This is a genomic window from Marinobacterium sp. MBR-111 (genome assembly GCF_040547585.1).
In the GTDB taxonomy this organism is placed as follows: domain Bacteria; phylum Pseudomonadota; class Gammaproteobacteria; order Pseudomonadales; family Balneatricaceae; genus Marinobacterium; species Marinobacterium iners.
The window spans coordinates 1-1,666 of the sequence record NZ_JBEPQA010000076.1; the positions used below are offsets into that span (position 1 = coordinate 1).

The 1,666-nt window shown below is 54.8% G+C and carries 1 protein-coding gene; it reads left to right on the forward strand.

Annotated elements, in window-relative coordinates; genetic code table 11:
* Positions 1-74 precede the first annotated feature (74 nt).
* Positions 75-1,642 (forward strand): IS3 family transposase gene (locus ABIE61_RS18755; RefSeq protein ID WP_354412407.1). Its coding sequence is split into 2 segments (ribosomal slippage): positions 75-563 and positions 566-1,642, totalling 1,566 coding nucleotides; the frame shifts between segments, so codons are not numbered across the junction.
* Positions 1,643-1,666: the final 24 nt, after the last annotated feature.

Consider the following 1,666-nt stretch of genomic DNA (forward strand, 5'->3'; position numbering starts at 1 on the left):
CCCGCTCTGTCACCCTAGTTGTCCAATAGGCGGTTTCGCCTAAATTTACCTCGGAGTGGGCCAAAAGGATTGCTATGCCGCGCTACTCAGACGAACGTAAGGCCGCTGTCTTGAAGAAGCTGCTGCCCCCTATAAATCGATCGGTTGTCTCGGTCGCCACAGAGGAAGGCATTTCCGATGTGACTCTGTATAGTTGGTTGAAACAATGCCGACAAGATGGAGTTCCCGTGCCCGGAAACCAGCCGACAGCCGATACGTGGTCACCCGATGCCAAGCTGGCTGTTGTAATCGAAACAGCGGCTCTGTCTGAAGTTGAGCTTGCGGCCTATTGCCGTGAAAAAGGCCTCTATGTTGAGCAGGTTCATAGCTGGAAAGCCGCATGTTTACAGGGCGCTGCCATGCAGCAAGGCCGTGAGAAAGAAGCGCTGAAACAGCAGCGTGAGTCGCGCAAAACGATTAAAAAACTCCAGGCTGAAGTCAATCGAAAAGACCGTGCCTTGGCTGAAACTGCCGCGTTACTAGTGCTCTCAAAAAAGCTGGAAGCCTTGTACGGAGACGATCAGGACAACGAGGTCATTTAACCCCGATGACTGAGCGCACAAGGCTACTGGAGTATTTTGATACGGCCGTGACCGATGGAGCTTCGCGTAAGCATGCCGCGGACCTGATCGGCATTCATCCCCGCACGTTGAAACGATGGCGCACTGAAAATGGTGCCGTTGCTGAGGATAAGCGACCACACGCCCCGAAATCAGTACAGCCACACCAGCTGACCGAGTCAGAGGAAGAAGCCATTGTGGACACTTGCAACCTGCAGGAATATCAGAGCCTGCCGCCCTCACAGATCGTGCCGCGACTGGCCGATAAGGGCATCTATCTCGCATCGGAATCCACGTTCTATCGTGTGCTGAAAAAGCATCAGCAGCTCAACCACCGCGGCCGTGCTCAGCCTGCCAGAACAGTACCACAGCCCACCAGTTTTACGGCTACAGGCCCTAACGAAGTGTGGACCTGGGACATCAGCTACTGCCCATCGGAAGTCCGCGGCCAGCACTGGTATCTGTATCTGATCATGGACGTGTACAGCCGCAAGGTCGTCGCTTGGGAGGTGCATGACGTTGAATCTGGCGAGCGTGCGAAACAACTGGTTGAGCGTGCGTTGCTGCGGGAGGGCTGCTGGCATAACCCGCCTGTATTGCACTCGGATAACGGTGCACCAATGACCTCGTATACGCTCAAGGCACGGCTGGCCGAACTTGGCATGTTGATGTCATACAGTCGCCCGCGGGTGAGCAACGATAATCCGTACTCTGAATCACTGTTCAGGACAGTCAAATACTGCCCTGCATGGCCGTCAAAGGGCTTCAGCTCGCTGCAGGCCGTTCGCGAGTGGATGCTAGCGTTCTCGCATGCCTATAACGAAGAGCACCTGCACAGCAGTATCAACTTCGTTACGCCTGGTGCACGTCACCGGGGCGAAGACCATGCACTACTGGCTCACCGGAAAGTGGTGTACGAGCACGCTAAGGAACAAAACCCCAGGCGATGGTCTGGCGATACCCGAAACTGCAACATCGCAGGACCGGTATCACTCAACCCTGCAAAACTGCAGGAGATTGAACTGAATAAATGCGCTGCTTAAACGCAGTATTTTGGACAACTGGGT